We start from the raw sequence: 18394 nt of genomic DNA on the forward strand, positions 1-18394 counted from the left end.
TAAAAAAACGGAGCATTTTAGCTCCGTTTTTGTTTAGTGAGACAGGTTGATTACACTAGGTCGACATTATCAAATGCGACGTTAGAGTAAACACTAACCGAGCTACCATCTTCGTTATCGAAGCTGTACTTATGCACTTGGTCAGTACTGGTGTCAGTTAAGTAACTCATTACGGTGTCATTGAAGTCAGCCGTTGCGACATCAACCACTTCAGAGCCGCTAAATGAGAAGTTGGCTGAGCTGTACTCAAGCGCTTCAATATCGGCTACAAACAGTTCATCGGTATTTTCTGCCACCGAATCGATATCTAATAGCAGGCTATCCACTTGATGCGAGCCAACTAGAGCTTCAACATTTTGGATTTTAGAGTCACTGGTTAACTCTAACTCTACGGCATGTGGTGAGTTAGCCGTGATCACCACATCGAAGCCTTCGCCACCGTCAATAAAGTCGTTACCGTTATCGTAAATGGTGTCATTACCTTCACCACCGCTGACAACGTCCAGACCCCATCCGCCATCGAGAATATCATCGCCTAAACCACCGACCAGTAGGTCGTCATTTTGATAAGTGACGACAGACTCGACTAAGAAATCGCTTGAGTCTGCGCTAGCAGTAGACGCTGTAATATCGAACACGCCAGGAGCGGCTGAGAGTTGAATTTCATCAAATGTTGCAGTGCCGATGTCTGCCGGAGAGATCGACAAGCTGCCATTTGATACGCCGTTACCATTTTCGAGAATTTTAACGTTGTCGACTTCGGGATTAATGCCAAACGTAGCTAAGGTATTGGCATCGAATTCGCCAACAGTAAAGTAACCACGAGCAACTTCGACACCTTGATCCAAAACTTTCCAGAAACCCACTTCGTTTGTGCCGTCGAATGCTTCATCTTTAAATAGGCGATCGACTGAAATGTCAGCAGCAACAGTATGCTGATCGACAAATACACATAGAGTCTCCGATAAGCCTTGGACATCACCCACAGCGCCGTTATCTTCAAAACTGTATCCGATTTGTTTTGACACACCGCTCTCGTCGTTACCAAGGATACCGTAGCTACCGCCAGAGGTGACGAGTTTGCCCAAAGAGCCGTCTGGGTTCATTGCGACACTTTCATCTAGCGCTTCTGCTTTGCCTTGAGTCAGTGCTGTTGCTGGAGCGTAATCCCCATACAATACATCATCGCCAGAGCCCCCAATCACCACATCTTTGCCGTAACCGCCAATAAGAAAATCATCACCTTTTCCGCCATCTAGCCAATCATCGCCTTCTTGAGTCGCTAGAGTAGAGTCGAAATCGATCGTTTTGATCTCTTTAATGAAGTAATCACTTGAATCAAGAGCGCCACTGCTGTCAAAGTTATATACCCCTTCAGCTGCAGACAATTCGAGTGTATCAAAGCTTAGACCATGCGTGTCTTGTAAAGTGATGTCAAAGTGACCGCTCTTGTTGTCAGTGCCTTGCAGAACTTTGATGTTATCAGCGAGTGATAGACCATGTTCTGAGAGGGTATTTGGATCAATATCGGTACTGGTAAAGTAGCCGGATGCAACTTGAACACCATCGCTATAGACGGTCCATTTTCCGACTTCGTTGGCACCATTGCTTGCTTCGTTGGAATACAGACGATCAACGGTTAATCTAGCAGCACCTTGCGGCTCACCAAATGAGTAAGTGATTGATTCAGATTGACCTTCTTCTGTTGCAGAGTCAAAACTGAAGCCTAATTGCTCTGATGATCCAGTTTCTTCATTACCCGAAACACCAACCGTGTCATTTTTGCGGCTTAAAGTCGCGCTTGGGTCGTTGGGATTAAACACTCGAGCAGACGCAAGGTCAACTTCAGTGGCGATATTAAAATCGTATTGATTGTCACCGAAGAGAAAATCGTTGTCATCAACGCCTAGAAGTACATCATCGCCGTTTTCACCCAATAGAAAGTCTTTGTTGCTCACTGTGGAATCGGAACCAAGTTCGAGCGTTTTTACCTCTTTAACTAAGAAGTCACTCGAATCTAGACCACCACGGCTATTGGAGTAATGCCCGATCGCTGCTGAAAATTGGATTTCATCAAAAGCAACAAATCCAGTTTCTGTTGGGTCGATGGTGAAGGTTCCGTTGGAGTAGCCATTTCCACCTTCTAACACTTTAAGATTGTCAGTTGCGGGATCTAAACCGTAAGCGTCTAGTGTTGCTTGATCAAAACTATGAGCGCTGAAGTAACCATGTTGAACTACCACGCCATCACGTAATAGAGTCCAGACTCCGACTTCATTTATTTGCGTTTTACCGGCGTCCTCGATGCGACCTTCATTGGCATATAAACGGTCAATCGTTACTTGAGCTGCATAACTATGTTCATCAACGCTAATCGATAAAACTTCGGATGCACCTGCACGGTCACCAGCAGGATCATTTTCTACAAAGCTATAGCCAATTTGTCCGTTGTCACCTGATTCGGAGTTCCCTTTAACGCCATAGGCAGAGTTCTTGCGATACAACACCGCTTCTGTACCATCAGGATTAAAGACCTGAGCTTTACTCAAATCGTTAACAACCGAATCACTGAAATCTAGCGTAACTTCGCCTGTTGTCGGGTCAACACTAAAACCAGTAGCAAAGTTATCGCCGATGACAACGTCATTCCCTTCCCCAGCTAAGACCAAATCATCGCCACTTCCTGCGTTGATGAAATCAATCTCATCGCCCGCGATTATTGTGTCATTACCTGGTCCACCATTAATCAGATCGGTGGCACTTGAACCGTGTATTTCGTCGTCACCAGCGGTAAAAACAGGGGTGGCATCGCGGGTTCCTGAAAGTTCAGCGGCAATCGTGGCTGTTAATGCTTCGTTTCGAGTTGTGGATTGATTACTCGTCATGAATGTTTCCTCTATCAATCTGATGATTAATGTGAGGCGGCTCAGCTATCTCATTCCTGTGAGACCTGAAGCTTTCCGTCCTTACTTCACAGTAAGTTTGGCTTTACTCAATTGTTATTGTGTTTGAATCCCTTTGGCATTGAATAAGGGCAGGGGATTCATCTATCGCCCTTAAATTTCTCTCATCGCTCGATAAGCACTCACGGAAAGTGGGCTTAGAATGTAATCAAGTGGCGTCTGCTCACTGAGTAGAATCATGACTTCCGCTGGCATGCCGGGGTAGAGGCTAACGCTGTCCAGTTGTTGTAAATCGGCTTGTTCAAGTTTGATTTTTGCTAGATAGGCGGCTTCGCCATTCGCTTGGTCAACAATCGTGTCGGCTGAGATATGGATCAGTTGCCCACGAATAGGTGGTGTGCGGCGAAAGTTATAGGCAGTGAGCCGAACTTGAGTATCCAGCCCTTCATAAACGCTATCGATATCTTCAGGTTTGAGCATCGCTTCGATTATGAGGTTGTCTTGTTGAGGTACGATTTCCATGACGGTTTCGCCCGGAGCAATAATAGATTGCGGCGAAAATATGGACATGCCCACCACGACTCCAGTTTGAGGTGAACGAATTTCAACACGATCTAGGATTTGCTGCGCTTCAAACATGGCTTCGCTGGTTTCATTGATCATCTTTTCTAGTTGCTGAATTTCTTCACCAAGTTGTTTGGCATAGTGATATTCAGCATTTTGATCTTGCAACTCTGCTTCAGTTATCGCGCGAATCGCACGATTGATCTTAGTAATCAGTTCGGCTAAATCACTGTTTAAATTGGAATGTTCTCGCTTCAAATCCAGTAGTTTGGATCGCGAAGTGTTGCCCGTGATAAGCAACTTTTCATGCATATCGACTTGCTGGTTGAGATAAGCGAGGTTTTGTTTATCCGCTTGATATTGTTGTCGTAACCCTTGCAGATCATTTCGGGCTTGCGCGACTTTTTCTTTGAGCAGTTTCTTTTCGCCCGCTTGCAGTGCTCGGCGCTTACTAAACAGTTTGGTTTGGGTGGCAAGGATAGAATGGACGTGAGTATCCTGTTCTAGTTCGAGGAGGCGAGGATCAAATGCAATGCTCTCTTGTTCGTTAAGTTCGGTTTGTAAACGGTTTAGGCGCGCGAGATCGCTCTGCCACTGAGATTTTAAGCCTTGATAGCGTGCTTGTGCTTTGGTCGAATCGAGCGTGATAAGAAGCTCACCTTGTTCGACATTTTGACCATCAGTGACGTGAATCGCTTTTACTATCCCGCCTTCAAGGTGTTGAACCGGCTTTTTCTTGGACTCGACGATCACCATCCCTCGCGCTATCGCGGCGCTAGACAATTTCGCCATTGAAGCCCAAGCGACAAAACCGACTAACATCAATAGCACCACTAATAAGGTTAGCTTCACACCTCTCGATGCTTGAAAATTTAGCTCTCGACCGTCTTGATAAGAGATTTGGTTGTGTTGGATTTGATGAAAGTTTAGGTTAGGCATTGGCGACCACCTTTTGCACATTCTGAACTCGAGTGATTTTTTCTGCTTTTTGTGCAGAGGTTATTTGCCCATTGTTGAGTTCAACGACCCAATCAACATGATTGATAAGCTCTTTTTGGTGGGAAGCCATAATCACAGAGACTTGCTGCTGTTTGAGATGCTCTAATAACCGTTTAAAGCAGTGCATTTTTTCCGCATCAAGGTGAGCCGTCGGCTCGTCGAGAATTAACACTTTAGGTTGGTAATAGATCGCCCTAGCTAAGCCAATACCATGGTGCAGTCCCATTGCGATGTGATTCGTATTGGCGCAAATGATGGTGTTGTAGCCATCAGCTAAACTGATAATTGCTTCGTGTATACCTATTTTCCGTGCGGCGCTAATCACTTGCTGATCAGACATATGCGGATCAAAATGAGCAATGTTTTGTTTAATTGAACCTGTGGCGAACTCAACTTTTTGCGGTAGGTAACCGATGGTATGTTGGAGTTGTTCTGGCATCCATTGGGTGATGCTCGCACCATCAATCTTTATTGACCCCGATGTAGGGGCATAAATCCCGGCAACAAGCTTACACAAAGCGGTTTTGCCATTACCTGTTGCCCCCATAACAAGTAGATGATTGCCGGCTTCTAGTTTCAGGCGTAAGTTTTTTAGTAATGGGACGGTGGAGTTAGGTGTATACCAGGTAAGGTTATCGATATGTAATCTACCATCGATTTGGTCAAACTCGGTTCCTAGATCTTGGTCAGGCGTTTGAGCTGCAAAGTGGCGTTGTAAACGACGATCTGCGTCATAGGCAGTTCGCCATCCTTGTAAAGTCGACGTAAGTTGCTCATAGGGTTGCAGAGCGCGTGACATCAAGATTGATGCTGCAATAATCCCACCCGCTGACATTTCATTATTGACGACCAATAAGGCACTGACTGCCATGATCGCCATCTGTAAAGTAAAGCGGATAAACTTTGCATAAGAGGTTAAGGTAGCGGAATTCAACCCCAGTTGCTGTTCATGCCAGATCCTTTCTGCGGTGATATGTTGATACTGCTGTGTTAACCCACTAATCAGGTGTTGACTTCGATAACTTTCTTGTTGTGTTTGTGATTCATCATTTGCTTTGCGGCAGGCGATGAGACTCGCTTGAAGTTGTTGATGTTGCTTTTGTTTGCTTTTGAATGAATAGAGCGAAAAACCACCGACTAAAATGATCGCGCCTAGGCAGAGTGCGCCGATCACTGGATGAAGAGCAAACATAACCAAGATAAATATTGGTGTCCAAACAATATCGAATGCACTTGAAAATGATGGCGATACGACAAAAGACTTAATTTCTCTTACATCATTTTGACTAGGTAAATTATTGCCAGTAGAAATAGGCAGAGATTTGTATAAGTAACTAGAAAAAATGGCATCTATTTGAACGGATTTTTTAAAAGCGTAGCGACTTTTTAATATGTCCAGAATAACTTGTGTAGATAATAAAAAAAGTGCAATTGAACTTAAAGCGATTAAAGTATCAATACTACGACTGGTTAATATTCTATCGAATACTTGTAAACTATAGATAGGAATGACCAGTACTAAAATATTTAGTACTAGACCAATGAGCAGATGATAAGTTACTACTTTCGAATTAAATGGAGTTAGAGTTTTCCATTCATTTGTACTTATATTCATACTGGTATTTGCACACATTATAAAATTGACGCAATGCTAACACTCAAATATATAGATGTACTATGGGGTAGAAAAAAAGATAAAGTGAGTTTAGGAGGTTGTTGACTTATAAAAACTTTTAAAACAGTGGTTTGCAAAGGGTTTCTTATATGTAAGAAACCCGTAAATAAAATTATAAGTTAAAGGTTGACCAGATTGGTGCATGATCGGATGGTTTATCAATACCACGCAATTCATAGTCAATGTCTGACTCAATACAGTTATTTGCTAATTTTGTTGTAGCAAGAATAACATCAATGCGAAGTCCGCGGTTATCGTCAAATCCGCGAGAGCGATAATCAAACCACGAGTATTTTTCACCTAGATCTGGATGAATGCTGCGGAAGGTATCTACAAAGCCCCAATCGAGTAAAGTTTGCAGCCATTCTCGCTCTTCTGGCTGAAATGAACATTTGCCTGTTTTTAACCAGCGTTTGCGGTTTACTTCACCAATGCCAATATCGAGATCGGTTGGGCTTATATTTATATCACCCATAACAATAATATTTTCATCATTACTATGGTATTCAGTTAGGTAACCCATTAGATCTTGGTAGAAAGCACGCTTATAAGGAAATTTCGTTTCATGGCTAATATTATCGCCTTGCGGGAAATAACCATTGAGAACCGTAACTTTTTCGCCATTGTCTGCTTCAAAAGTTGCCATGATCATGCGTTTTTGATGTTCGTCATTGTCAGTTGGGAAACCTTTTTGAATTGAAATCGGTTCCTTTTTACACAGCATGGCAACACCGTAGTGAGCTTTTTGACCATGGAAATAAACTTTATAACCCATCGCTTCGACATCAGCGACAGGGAAAGCTTCATCATGAACTTTGATTTCTTGCAGACCAATCACATCCGGTTGATGTTTGTCGATTAGGGCTTGGAGTTGATGGAGGCGAGCTCTTAAACCGTTAATGTTAAACGATACGACTTTCATTATGCGTCCTTTTTGGCTAGGTTTTTCCCAACTAGGTTTGGATTCGATTACTTTGCTGACTTGTTTGGCTGACTTGCTTTGCTGACTTATTCGGCTGATTTAGCTTGCTGCGCCAACTTAGCTTCAAGATCACTTTTGACGATCTTAATCGCATCGAGTGCGACTTGTGGATCGACTTGATTACTTTCTAGTAAATAAATGAGATCGACAGCAAGCTTGATCTCATCTGGTGCGCTGTCAAGGCTAGCGGCTGGTGAAGTCATGTTATTGGTTTCTCTCTCGATAAGTGATCTGTTTCTCTAATTTTACTTTTGCTGCACGGCAACGCTCGAGTCTTTGCTCTGTCGCAAGCAACGCTTGTTGCGCTTGCTGTTGAGCAAAAGGAGGAGCGCTGTTTAGCGCGAATTGTTTGTCGCGCACCATTTCCATTAAGCGGCGTTCCCAATCTTGGTGCTGTGCAAGTTCTTGGTACAACACATTAATCGGTTTTTGGAAGTGGCTGTGGTGCTTGGGCTCTTTTTTGCGGATGGCTTGGGTAGCAAGCTCGCGCTGGAGGGCAGTGATCTGTGCCAGTAATCTTTCTGAGAGGTACTCAGCGCGTAATGCGGTTAACTTTCCGTTGTCTTGCTCACGTATTAAGGTATCCAAAGTTGCTTGCGCTTCTTTTACACAAGGGACCAGTAACCGCGCACTACCGTGAAACAGGCGCTCGTCAAATAGCGCTTGATGATGCTCTCCGCGTGAGCGATCGAGATCAGCCGCTTGTCGTGCAAGCTGTTCTAAAGTGCTGTTAAGTTGTTTCAATTGACTCATATTGCAATAAACCAAGCGTCATAGGCTAATTTAATCGCTAAGACACTAACTACAGTAACGAAGATAGGGCGAATAAAGTTCGCGCCAAATCGGATTGCAGAATGGGCGCCAACAAATGCGCCAGCCATTAAGCAAACACCCATAGTTAAGCCTAGCACCCAATCGATATGTCCCAAGATGGCAAAGGTTATCAATGAGGTAAAATTACTGGTGAAGTTCATCGCCTTGGCAACGCCCGAAGCCATGAGGATATTTAAGCGATAGAGCGCCATGGTGCTGACTGTCCAAAAAGCGCCGGTGCCAGGTCCTGCAACACCATCATAGAAACCGAGAATACTGCCTTGCAGGTACTGCTTTTTATTGAACACTGCGCAAGCTGGTGGCAGTTCGTTGCTGCTATTTTTTGGGGTTTTATGCCAGATAGAGTAAATCGCAGCCGCTAAGATGATTAGTGGTAACGCTTTTTCTAGCCACTCTGTGCTAATCCAATCAACGAACAAGGTCCCAAGAGTTGCGCCAATTAACGTTGAGATAAAAGCCCTTTTCCAAAATTGCGGATGAAAGAGCCGCTTGCGATAGTAAGTGAAAGCCGCAGTTGATGATGCAAAGGTAGCCGCAAGTTTATTGGTTCCTAAGGCAATATGAGGTGGCAAGCCTAGTGATAATAGGGCAGGGACAGTGAGCATGCCGCCGCCACCGGCGACAGCATCAATAAACCCAGCAATAAAAGCGACCAGCGCGAGTACCAACAACACTGTTGGTTCAAACATTTCCATTGATGATTCTTCTTATTCTGGCTGCTCAATATAGACAGCGAGGTCGTTAGTTATTCGATAATGCGTTTGAAAGGCGGTAGTGAATCCAGTAATGCACTGCCATAACGTTTGGTTACCAGGCGTCTATCTAAGATGATGACTGTACCAGAATCTCGCTCTTTACGCAGTAAGCGTCCAACCGACTGGATCAGTTTTTTACTTGCCTCTGGAACCGTGATCTGCATAAACGGGTTGCCGCCTTTGTGCTCAATATATTCAGCATGTGCCTGTTCTACTGGAGAGGTAGGTACGCCAAACGGAATCTTAGTGATAATTAGATTTTCAAGCAGTTCGCCGGGTAAATCTAATCCTTCTGAAAAGCTTCCTGTACCAAAAAGTACGCTGGTTTTACCGCATTGCACCAGTGTTTTATGTTTATTTAGAATTTCATTGCGCGACTCTTTACCTTGGATCTGCAGTGCCCAACCTTTTTTGATGAAATCTTTTTCAAGTGCTTCCGCCACTTGATTCATCTGCCAATAGGAAGAGAATAAAACTAAATTGGCTTGCTTGTCTTTAATTTGATTAGGCAGAATTTCAATAAGATATTCCGTAAACTCCTTTGCTTGCGGCTCATATTTCATCTTGGGTACACGCAGCTCAGCTTGGTTTTGGTAGTCAAACGGTGATGCGAGCGCTAAGAATCTGGTGCCATCTTCTGCTTTGTCACTGATTCCCGCTTGGCGGCAGAAAAAGTTAAATGAATTGAGTGCGCGCATCGTTGCTGATACCAACACCGCACCTAAGCAGCGACTCCAAATTTGTTGGTCAAGCTGCCAACCGACTTCGAGAGGGGAAACGTTAACAATAAAGTCGCCTTCACGTTCAGGGCTTATCTCTAACCAGCGAGCGAGCGGTGCCCCTTTATCACGCGGTGGCTCCGCCATCAGTTGCCAGACTTGCGCCAAGTTATCCATACGTTGGATATAGAAGCCCAATTCAGCTAACGCAGGTTCGGCTAAACGCGCCGCAACTTCACCGTCTTTTACTCTTTCGGCAATCAGATCAGCGATCTTGGCTGTCGCTTGCGCGCCTTTTTGCGACAGTTGTTTCAGATCTTTCGATTCCGCTGCTAGCCATTCAGGTAGATCACCATGCTCAAAGCGATAGATATTTTCACTAAAATGCGCGGGGTCAAAGCGTCCTGCCAGCTGAGTTAGTGAAGGGATTAATTGCTGCACGGCATCTTGCAGTTCGTTACGAAAACGCGCAACACGTTTCTCATCGGCGAGACCTGCAAATTTGGTGACTGACTGATTGAGCCTCTCTAACCAAGTAGCGGCACCCTTTAGGCTGGCTGCGGCTGCTGAGTGGTCGCGTGCCACATGCGGGAGGTGATGCGCTTCATCGAAGACATAAATGGTTTCTTCCGGCTCTGGTAGAATCACGCCACCGCCCAGATCCGCATCTGCCATAACTAAGCTGTGGTTGGCGATAATCACATCGGCTTTATCGAGTTCACTGCGTGCTTTTTGAAACGGGCAACCGCGGTGAGAGGGCATACTGTTGTTACAGCTGTGTTTGTCACTTACGATTAACTGCCAAATATGCTCGTCAATTGATTTTGGCCATGAGTCTCGATCACCATCCCATTTACCTTGCGCAAGTGAACGGTACATGGTTTCAAGCAGTTCGATATCTTTGCGCTTTGGCTTGGTTTCAAACATCGCCATTTGCTGACCGTCAGCACCGCAAGCGTTGGCGAGTTTTTCTGCACAACAATAGCGTTGACGCCCCTTAGCCAACAAAAAAGAGAAATTTAGGTCGGTGATGCGTCTAAATAAAGGTAAATCTTTATTGATTAATTGTTCTTGTAGCGCAACCGTCGCGGTAGAGATCACCACTTTGCGTTGGCTTAAAAACGCCACCGGTATCGCCGCCATAAGATAAGAGAGTGACTTACCAATCCCTGTTCCGGCTTCCGCCACAATCATACGATTTTTTTTATGGTACTCACCACAGAGGGTTTTAGTGATTTCTGCTACTAAATAGTTTTGTGCACGACGAGGAACGAAGTTTTCTAGTTGTGCTTGCAGGTTTTGGTAGCTGGTACGAATTGATTGGTGGATTTTTGTGTTGGTCATAACGGCGCCTTTCTAACGATAAGCGATATTAGCACACTTCTCTAACTGTTATGTAGTTCACGATTCTGAATGCTTTTTGAATAAATCTAGATCCGCTTCACAAAAAAAACTGAACCTTCAAATAGTTATATTTTTTTCTAAACTCGAAAAATATAAAACCACAACAAATAGGCTTTGTTGATATTAAATTCTGCTAGTTGTAAATCCTGTGTAAATTTGCAGTGTTTTATGCTGATAGTGCGGCGCATATCAACTATTGATGAAGCTATTATCTAGGTTAGAAGTTGGTCGCAAAATTACCTGTTTTACATATAAGTTGTTGTTTTTTATCGTTTTGATGTTTTTTTAGGAGTTGTTTTTATAAGATTTGACAGTCCGAACAATCTTCTGCAATCTAGCATCGAAATTTGAAAGCGGCGGTGTCAAGCGGTTTAGTTTGAAACACCTCCAAAAAAATAAAAGGGAACCGGACAAGGAATTCCCTAATCTAAGAAAAGGCAGTGGATTAACTATGAAAAAGACTCTAGTAGCTCTTTCAATTCTTGCAGCAGCAACATCTGCTCAAGCAATCGAACTATACAACCAAGACGGCGTGACTGTAGACATTCACGGTGATATCGAAGTTACTTACCAAAACTCTTTTACAGAAAGCTCAATGAAACAACAAATCGAAGACGCTGACTTCGGTTTTGATGTTCGTTACGCACTTAACGATGACCTACAATTTGGTGGCTACTGGGCATTCGACGGTTCAGAAAGCAACAACGCAGAAGTAACTCGCAGCGGCGACGTATATGTTGCTCTATACTCAAAAACTTACGGTTCTATCAAGTTCGGTCGTCTATGTACTGCTGTCGATGACCTAGGTGGCATCACTAGCGATTACCAATTTGACGTAAATAAACTTTACGAAGCTGGTTCTGATGACGTAACGTGTGCTGACGAAGCAATCCGTTACGACTACGACAACGGCACGTTCTACACTACTCTTGGCTTTATCCAAGACAAACTAGGTCACAGTGACCTATACACTGGTGAAATCGTTGACGACGGTAACGGTAACCCAGTTCTAGAAAAAGTAAGCGGCAGTGATTTCAACTACTACGATGGTCGCTTTGGTTACCGTGTAGCAGATCTAGATATGTCTGTATTCATCGCTAACCTGAACTTTGAAGACAATTCAAAAGGTAATGATGAAACAGCTTATGGTTTCGAAGCTAATTACCGTGGTATCGAAAGCATTCGTCTAGGTCTAGGTTACTACGTTGCGGATATCGACGAAGCTGCTGGCGAAGCTAACCAAGACACTAATGTTATTACTCTAGGTGCTGATTACTACCTAGGTAAGTGGACGTTTGCTACTGCAGTTTCTACATCTGACCACGATAACGACAAGCTAGATTCTACTAACTGGTTCGTGAACGCAGGTTACAACCTAGCACCAAACACTACTGCATACATCGAATACGCTGGTCAAGACGTTGATGGCAAGAAAGATAGCGAAGACGCACTAGCTATCGGTGTTAAAGCATCATTCTAATGATTGCTTAATCAGATATACTAAAGCCACCTTCGGGTGGCTTTTTACTTTCTTATATTATATTGCTGTTTAAGGGGAACTCCTTTGAAAATTAAAAGTTTATTTGCCGTGATGGCGGGTGTGTTGGCTTTTCCGTTGCAAGCTGCGGTTCTTTCTGCGCAAGATGGAGTTTCAATTCTCTACATTAATGGCGAAAAGGCGGAGCAAAGAATTGGTGAGAACCAAATCGAAGAAGGCTTTGTGCAAGCTTTAGTTCGTTTTGATGACAAGTTGGGGGTGGGTAATAGTGCTAAAGTTTACACCTCTAAGCCGTTCTTTTTAAATTTTGATGCTAAAGGTAGTGAGATCGAAATCTTCGCTCCAAAAGTATATAGCGAGATCGAAGCAGACAAAGAGTTTGAAAAAGCCAACCCAGGCTGGAAAGTGTTGGTTGATGGCAAAGAAGTTCAGTTTGAGCAAGCGGTGCTAAAAGGCAAAGGTGGCTTTATGCCATACGCAGGCATGGAAAACCTAGTCGCTGAGCACAACAAACAGCGCGGTATCTACTTTAACAATGGTGAATTGGTTGATGCGCCTGTTGCCGCTGAGTTGGCTCCAGTAGCCGTTGTTACTACATCGGCAGTAGCAACAGCGAATAGCACTGCAAACAATGCAGCAAAAGCAACGTCTCAAGCGCCAAAAGCAGCAGTGAAGAACGTTGAACAGCTTAAAGCTTGGTACTTGAAAGCAAGCACAGAAGAGCGTAAAGAATTCCGTCGTTGGATGATTGACCAAGAGTAATCATCGAATGATCTGAAAAGGGTTGGCATAGTGCCAACCCTTTTTGCATTCTATTGTTTTAGTATTTATTGAAAGCACTCAGGTTTATTGAGCGCGCTCTCTATGGCGGCGACCAGCTTTTCAATATGCTGAGCTTGGCTGATGTACGGCGGCATCATATAGATAAGTTTACCAAACGGGCGAATCCATACCCCTTGCTCGACAAAGTTCGCTTGGATTTGTTTCATATTGACCGCTTTGTGCGTCTCGACCACGCCAATGCCGCCTAACCAGCGCACATCCGCCACCAATGAATGTTCTTGGATTTGTGGTAGTAAGCGAGCAAATTGTTGCTCAATCATTTGGGTTTGCGCTTGCCACTCGTTGCGCTCGAGCAGTTCCATGCTGGCAGTGGCAACCGCGCAGGCAAGAGGGTTACCCATAAAAGTCGGACCATGCATAAAGCATCCTGCTTCACCCCCACAAACCGTATTGGCAACGTTACTGGTAGCCAAGGTTGCCGATAAGGTCATATAGCCACTGGTGAGCGCCTTACCCACGCAGAGAATATCCGGCTCGATATCGGCATGTTCATAGGCGAACAATTTGCCTGTACGCCCAAAGCCAGTCGCGATTTCATCTAAGATCAACAGCACCTCAAATTGATCGCATAGCTCACGTACCTCTTTAAGAAACTCAGGATGATAAATACGCATCCCACCGGCGCCTTGCACAATGGGTTCCAAGATCACGGCGGCGATCTCTTGGTGATGATCCGTTAACTTCTGTTTGAAATCATCCAGATCGCTGGGATCCCACACTTGCCAAAAACCGGTTTTCGGCGAGTTAGCGAAGATATGCTCAGGCAAAAAACCTTTATAAAGCGAGTGCATCGAATTATCAGGATCAGTGACCGACATGGCAGCGAACGTGTCGCCATGATAACCATCTCGCAGAGTCAGAAATTTAGCCCGCTTTTCTCCTTTCGCATGCCAATACTGCAATGCCATTTTCAGGCTCACTTCTACCGCCACAGAACCAGAATCCGCTAGAAATACGTGCTGTAGTGAATCACACGTCATATTAATCAATTTTTTACATAAATTGATTGCGGGTGCATGGGTAAGCCCACCAAACATCACATGTGACACCGTATCAATTTGTTGATGGGCGGCTTGGTTTAAGTAGGGATGGTTATAGCCATGAATTGCCGACCACCAAGATGACATGCCATCGACGAGTTCTTCACCGCTCTCAAGATAAATATTTACACCGCTTGCTTTGGCTACTGGATAACAAGGCAGGGGATTAAGTGTTGAAGTGTAAGGATGCCAAATATGCTGGCGATCAAAATCTAGATCCATGATTACTCGCAAAGATTAAAAATTAACCAATTGTAAACTTGAGTTTTGTTTTGTTGTTGACAGCTTACTCTGTGGCGATAGACTGTCAACCATAAAACCATCCCGATGATTGATTGGTCGTGGATATAAAATCGATTTGCGAAGGTCTTGCGCTTAATTGACCCGCTTGATTGGAGTGCACACTTTTTTGGGCAGACCTAGCGAAGAACATAATAAGGAAGAGATGTGGAAGTTCGTCATAACTGGACTCATGATGAAGTCAAACAACTGATGCAAAAGCCGTTCATGGATTTGCTTTTTGAAGCGCAGTTAGTGCATCGAAAATATCAGCAGCACAACCATGTACAGGTAAGCACTTTGCTCTCAATCAAAACTGGCGCATGCCCAGAAGATTGTAAATATTGTCCACAAAGCGCGCGCTATACGACGGACGTAGAGAAAGAGCGTTTGATGGAAGTGGAGCGTGTGCTGGATGCCGCAACCAAGGCGAAAAATGCCGGTTCAACGCGTTTTTGTATGGGCGCTGCGTGGAAGAACCCAAAACAGCGTGACATGCCACATCTAACGCAAATGATAAAAGGCGTGAAAGATATGGGGCTGGAAACCTGTATGACGCTCGGCATGCTTACCCCAGAACAAGCGCAGCAACTGGCAGACGCTGGTCTTGACTACTACAACCACAACCTTGATACCTCGCCAGAGTTCTACGGCAATATTATTACCACTCGTACTTACCAAGATCGTTTGGATACCTTGTCTCATGTGCGTGATGCGGGCATGAAAATTTGCTCTGGCGGCATTATCGGCATGGGTGAGAGCGCCAGCGATCGCGCCGGTTTACTTTGTGAGTTGGCAAACTTGCCGACACACCCAGAAAGTGTGCCAATTAACATGTTGGTGAAAGTCAAAGGCACGCCACTAGAGAATGTGGATGATGTAGACCCATTTGATTTTATTCGTTTGATCGCTATCGCACGTATCATGATGCCAATGTCGGCGGTTCGTTTATCTGCGGGTCGCGAAAATATGAATGAGCAGATGCAAACCTTGTGCTTTATGGCGGGTGCCAACTCTGTCTTTTATGGCTGTAAATTGTTGACCACGCCGAATCCATCGGAAGATAAAGACATGCAGCTATTCGCAAAGTTGGGCATCAATAGTCAACAGGTCTCGCAACGACCGGATGAGATTGAGGAAAACGAACTGCTTGATCGCGTGGTTGAGCGAGTTGCCGCCCGTCCAGCGAAAGATGACCTATTTTATGACGCAGGCGTTTAATCAGCGCATTGCTGACAGCCTAGCGTTGCGTAAGCAACAAGGCTTAAATCGCCAAATTGCGCCAGTGGCGTTGGGCAATCATCCAGTGTTGTCCTATCAACATGCCGAATATAGCAACTTTTCCAGCAATGACTATCTTGGTTTAGCTGGGGATAAAGAGTTGGCAAAGGCTTGGCAGCAAGGCATTGATCGCTACGGCAATGGTAGCGGAGCTTCACCGTTGGTAACGGGGTTTAGCCATGCGCACCAATTATTGGAAGAAAAACTCTGCCAATGGCTGGGGTATTCGCGGGCAATCCTGTTTAGTTCAGGGTTTTCTGCCAATCAAGCAATGCTATTTAGTTTGCTCGAAAAGGGCGATTTACTGCTGCAAGACAAACTTAATCATGCGTCGTTGATGGAAGCGGGTATGTTGTCACCTGCGACAATGAAACGGTTTCAGCATAATGATGTGAGTAGCCTAACTAAGCTGCTGCAATCGAACACCTTAGTGGTCACTGAAGGGGTGTTCAGCATGGATGGCGATACCGCGCCGCTCGCCCAGATTGATCAAGCGATTGAAGGCAAAGCTTGGCTTGCTGTCGATGATGCGCACGGTATTGGTGTTTTGGGACATCAAGGTCGGGGCAGCTGCGATGCTGCAGGGATTAAACCGCAACTGTTAGTAGTTACCTTTGGCAAAGCGTTTGGTTTATCTGGAGCGGCAATTATGTGCGACCAAGCGATAGGCGATTATTTAACTCAGTTTGCTCGCCACCACGTCTATTCGACAGCGATGCCGCCTTCTCAGGCTCATGCTTTGTCTCATGCGGTTGATATGATCACCATGCAGCAATGGCGTCGAGATAAGTTGAGCGAGCTTTATTATCACTATGATAAGGCACTGCAAGATGTCACCGGTTATCAATACACCGAAACACCGATAAAACCGTTTATTGTGGGTCAATCAGATAAAGCCGTGTTGTTGTCGCAGCAACTCAAATCACGAGGTCAGTGGCTAACCGCGATCCGTCCCCCAACGGTAGCGAAAGGTAAAGCGAGGCTGAGGATCACTTTAACGGCGAATCACTCAGTAAACCAAATCACTCATTTAGCTGATGAGTTAAAAGCATTAATAGAGGGTTAACTCTGATGAATAATGCGTTATTTGTGAATTCGCAACAGATGGACTTTGCTAATAAACAAGCGATCGCCGATGCGTTTGGTAAAGCAGCGGGAAGCTATGATAAGCATGCTGCGTTTCAGCGTGAAGTCGGTTCTCGTTTGCTTGATTTATTACCCCAAGATCTTCGCGGTAAACAGGTATTGGATCTTGGTTGCGGAACGGGGTTCTTTAGTCAGCAGCTATTAGCAAGAGGCGCGCAGGTTGTTTGCTGCGACCTGTCGAGTGAAATGTTACAACAAGCGCAAGCACGTTGTGGTCATCAAGGAATGCAGTACCAACAAGGTGATGCAGAATCACTGCCGTTTGCTGCTCATCAGTTTGATTATGTTTTCTCAAGTTTAGCGCTGCAGTGGTGTGACGATTTGTCGGTGCCGTTGGCAGAAATGCGCCGTGTTACTCGGCGAGGGGGGAGCATTGTCTTCTCGACATTACTGGACGGTTCACTAAATGAGCTCAAGCAGGCTTGGGCAAAAGTTGACTCATATCAACACGTCAACGATTTTATAACTGCCAATCAGGTAAAAATTGCGTTAGCGCAAGCCCAGTGTAAAAACCATCACTTAGACTTGCCCACCATAATCGCTTGGTATTCATCCGCATTCTCGTTAATGCGTGATTTGAAAGGCATTGGCGCGAACCATGTTCAAGGTCGCTCTCATGGGTTGACGAGTCGCCAGTCGCTAAAACGTTTAGAACGTGAGTACCAAAATTTTCAACATAACCATCAGGGGCTTGTTCCCGCAACTTACCAGGTTTGTTTGGGGAAAATTAATCTATGATCGACGCATTTTTTATTGCTGGTACGGATACCGATGTAGGCAAAACAGTCGCTTCTAAAGCTATTTTGAACGCTTTAAAAGAGCGAGGCTTAAACACCATTGGCTATAAACCGGTTGCCGCTGGCAGTGAAAAAACAGAGCAAGGTATGCGTAACTCTGACGCGCTTTATCTACAAGCAGCAGCGACGGTAGAAGTGGCATACGATGACGTTAATCCGTATGCGCTTGAACTGCCAGCTTCACCGCACATCGCAGCAAAGCGTGAAGATGTAGTTATTGATTATGATGTGTTAAGTGACAAATTGGCGCAGCACAAACAGAACTCAGACATCGTACTCGTTGAAGGTGCGGGTGGTTGGCGTGTGCCTGTTTCAGATACCGATTGTCTATCAAGCTGGGTGCAGCGTGAAGATTTGCCTGTAGTTTTGGTGGTTGGGATTAAGCTAGGCTGTTTGAGCCATGCGTTACTGACTCTTGATGCGATCAAAGCTGACGGATTAAAAGTCGCGGGTTGGGTTGCCAATCGCATTAACCCAGGCACCGAGCACTACGCTGAAATTATTGAGATGTTAGAGCAGAAGATCGATGCCCCTAAGATTGGTGAAATTCCTTATGTTCCGAGCGTGAAGCGCAAAGAGCTGGCGAAGTACATCGATGTCACCCCGTTAGTGGGCTAATCGCTTTTCGAACCAAGAAAAAGAGCTGCCAGTTGGCAGCTCTTTCAGTTTCAATTC

Annotated in this window: 15 protein-coding genes and 1 riboswitch; of the genes, 6 read left to right on the forward strand and 9 right to left on the reverse strand. The window is 44.9% G+C overall.

From position 1 onward, the window contains the following. Nucleotides 1–50: 50 nt before the first annotated feature. The 8 genes from GZN30_RS03745 to dinG all read right to left on the reverse strand — a co-directional run bounded on the left by GZN30_RS03745 (nucleotide 51) and on the right by dinG (nucleotide 10775). Nucleotides 51–2885 carry a hypothetical protein gene (locus tag GZN30_RS03745; protein WP_075650001.1) on the reverse strand — a complete coding sequence of 945 codons (2835 nt, stop codon included), beginning with the start codon at nucleotides 2883–2885 and terminating at the stop codon, nucleotides 51–53. A 32-nt stretch (nucleotides 2886–2917) separates the two neighbouring features. Next, nucleotides 2918–2997: riboswitch (cyclic di-GMP riboswitch) on the reverse strand. A gap of 59 nt (nucleotides 2998–3056) precedes the next feature. Continuing rightward, on the reverse strand, nucleotides 3057–4406 hold the full coding sequence (locus GZN30_RS03750; protein ID WP_075650000.1) for an HlyD family type I secretion periplasmic adaptor subunit: 1350 nt from the start codon (nucleotides 4404–4406) through the stop codon (nucleotides 3057–3059). Further along, on the reverse strand, nucleotides 4399–6081 hold the full coding sequence (locus GZN30_RS03755; RefSeq protein ID WP_075650032.1) for a type I secretion system permease/ATPase: 1683 nt from the start codon (nucleotides 6079–6081) through the stop codon (nucleotides 4399–4401). Before GZN30_RS03755 ends, GZN30_RS03750 begins: the two co-directional genes overlap by 8 nt. A 172-nt stretch (nucleotides 6082–6253) precedes the next feature. Further along, nucleotides 6254–7063 (reverse strand): exodeoxyribonuclease III, encoded by an 810-nt coding sequence (gene xthA, locus GZN30_RS03760; protein ID WP_161987027.1) that lies wholly within the window; start codon nucleotides 7061–7063, stop codon nucleotides 6254–6256. Between the two features lie 86 nt (nucleotides 7064–7149). Beyond that, nucleotides 7150–7326: a pleiotropic regulatory protein RsmS gene (gene rsmS / locus GZN30_RS03765; RefSeq protein WP_075652210.1), complete on the reverse strand. Its 177-nt coding sequence runs from the start codon at nucleotides 7324–7326 to the stop codon at nucleotides 7150–7152. Between the two features lies 1 nt (nucleotide 7327). Further along, nucleotides 7328–7876 carry a primosomal replication protein gene (locus tag GZN30_RS03770; RefSeq protein WP_075652209.1) on the reverse strand — a complete coding sequence of 183 codons (549 nt, stop codon included), beginning with the start codon at nucleotides 7874–7876 and terminating at the stop codon, nucleotides 7328–7330. Beyond that, a complete protein-coding gene (locus GZN30_RS03775) occupies nucleotides 7873–8652 on the reverse strand; it encodes a TSUP family transporter (RefSeq protein WP_075652208.1) in 780 nt (259 codons plus the stop codon). The genes GZN30_RS03770 and GZN30_RS03775 overlap by 4 nt, the downstream gene beginning before the upstream one ends. A 50-nt stretch (nucleotides 8653–8702) precedes the next feature. Further along, on the reverse strand, nucleotides 8703–10775 hold the full coding sequence (gene dinG, locus GZN30_RS03780) for an ATP-dependent DNA helicase DinG (RefSeq protein ID WP_075652207.1): 2073 nt from the start codon (nucleotides 10773–10775) through the stop codon (nucleotides 8703–8705). A 511-nt stretch (nucleotides 10776–11286) separates the two neighbouring features. Here dinG and GZN30_RS03785 point away from each other — a divergent pair. Beyond that, nucleotides 11287–12315 (forward strand): porin, encoded by a 1029-nt coding sequence (locus GZN30_RS03785; protein WP_075652206.1) that lies wholly within the window; start codon nucleotides 11287–11289, stop codon nucleotides 12313–12315. A gap of 84 nt (nucleotides 12316–12399) precedes the next feature. After that, nucleotides 12400–13095 carry a DUF2057 family protein gene (locus tag GZN30_RS03790; RefSeq protein ID WP_232060451.1) on the forward strand — a complete coding sequence of 232 codons (696 nt, stop codon included), beginning with the start codon at nucleotides 12400–12402 and terminating at the stop codon, nucleotides 13093–13095. A gap of 65 nt (nucleotides 13096–13160) precedes the next feature. Here GZN30_RS03790 and bioA read toward each other — a convergent pair whose 3' ends face one another. Then, nucleotides 13161–14438 carry an adenosylmethionine--8-amino-7-oxononanoate transaminase gene (bioA, locus tag GZN30_RS03795; RefSeq protein WP_075652205.1) on the reverse strand — a complete coding sequence of 426 codons (1278 nt, stop codon included), beginning with the start codon at nucleotides 14436–14438 and terminating at the stop codon, nucleotides 13161–13163. A gap of 225 nt (nucleotides 14439–14663) precedes the next feature. On the opposite strand from bioA, the gene bioB reads away from it, so the two are divergent. The 4 genes from bioB to bioD are packed head-to-tail and all read left to right on the forward strand — an operon-like array spanning nucleotide 14664 to nucleotide 18337. Beyond that, nucleotides 14664–15716 (forward strand): biotin synthase BioB, encoded by a 1053-nt coding sequence (gene bioB / locus GZN30_RS03800; protein ID WP_075652204.1) that lies wholly within the window; start codon nucleotides 14664–14666, stop codon nucleotides 15714–15716. Then, the gene (gene bioF, locus GZN30_RS03805; RefSeq protein WP_408646772.1) at nucleotides 15688–16842 is read left to right on the forward strand and encodes an 8-amino-7-oxononanoate synthase; all 1155 of its coding nucleotides are present in this window, start codon (nucleotides 15688–15690) and stop codon (nucleotides 16840–16842) included. Before bioB ends, bioF begins: the two co-directional genes overlap by 29 nt. Nucleotides 16843–16847: 5 nt before the next feature. Further along, the gene (bioC, locus tag GZN30_RS03810; RefSeq protein ID WP_075652202.1) at nucleotides 16848–17660 is read left to right on the forward strand and encodes a malonyl-ACP O-methyltransferase BioC; all 813 of its coding nucleotides are present in this window, start codon (nucleotides 16848–16850) and stop codon (nucleotides 17658–17660) included. Continuing rightward, nucleotides 17657–18337: a dethiobiotin synthase gene (bioD, locus tag GZN30_RS03815; protein ID WP_075652201.1), complete on the forward strand. Its 681-nt coding sequence runs from the start codon at nucleotides 17657–17659 to the stop codon at nucleotides 18335–18337. The genes bioC and bioD overlap by 4 nt, the downstream gene beginning before the upstream one ends. Nucleotides 18338–18394 lie beyond the last annotated feature (57 nt).

The organism is Vibrio ponticus (genome assembly GCF_009938225.1).
Taxonomy (GTDB): domain Bacteria; phylum Pseudomonadota; class Gammaproteobacteria; order Enterobacterales; family Vibrionaceae; genus Vibrio; species Vibrio ponticus.